The 830-nt window shown below is 50.5% G+C and carries 1 protein-coding gene; it reads right to left on the reverse strand.

From position 1 onward, the window contains the following. Positions 1 to 155: 155 nt before the first annotated feature. On the reverse strand, positions 156 to 830 hold a 675-nt coding region (locus AB3R30_RS26915), incomplete at its 5' end, for an IS110 family RNA-guided transposase (RefSeq protein WP_458652277.1).

Below are 830 nucleotides of genomic sequence, written 5' to 3' on the forward strand. Positions count from 1 at the left end.
GTAGATGCTGTCTTGAAAGTCAAGGGGTAGTGGTGAGGAAGTTGGGGTCAAATGGACGATTCGACTTCAGTATTCCATAAACCAAATGCACTAACTTTCGCATCGCTGCCCCAATAATCTGCATATTGTTCTTGCCTCGTGTTGCTAATCGTACCCTACGGGAAGCGAGCTACACAAAACACTCGAATAATCGGATTGTGTCGCTTGGCGACGACCGCTGGCATATAAAACGCTTTGCGTAATCGCCCACTGCCGGTTCTCGATAACTGGGTTCTGCCCCGTACCGAACTGCCTGAACTGTGTTCTCGTGGACTCAAGCCCATATATGCGGCTAGCTGCTTGGCGCTTTCAAACGTCTCGACTGAACCCAGTTCACCGAGAATCAAGGCGGCAGTTGTCTGCCCAATCCCCGGAATACTCTTGAGCAAATCACACTGCTGTTTGAGGTTAGGATGCTGGTCAATGTGGCTTTTGATCAACTGCTCGGTTCGCTGGATGTCGGCTTTTAAGTAGTCCAAGTGTTCCTCAATTAACATTGCCACTTGAGCACTCGCTGTTTCCAAGCGGTTCGACTCTTGTTGGTAAATATCCTTGAGCGCATCCACCCGTCGCACTAAGGACTGAAGTTGCTTGACCTCATCGGGCAAAGGTTGCCATAAACTCCGATGCATCGCGGCACAAAAACGAGCAATCAAAGCCGCATCCGCTTTGTCGCTTTTGGTGCGAGACAACTCCCCTTGAGCAAAGCCTTTGATCCGGGCTGGATTGACAATGCTCACCTGATGTCCTGCCTGGTAGAGAACTTCAGCAACAGCCTCCCCATAGGTGCT

It is taken from the genome of Sivoneniella epilithica UHCC 1019, from assembly GCF_040830845.1.
Taxonomy (GTDB): Bacteria; Cyanobacteriota; Cyanobacteriia; order Leptolyngbyales; family Leptolyngbyaceae; genus ULC077BIN1.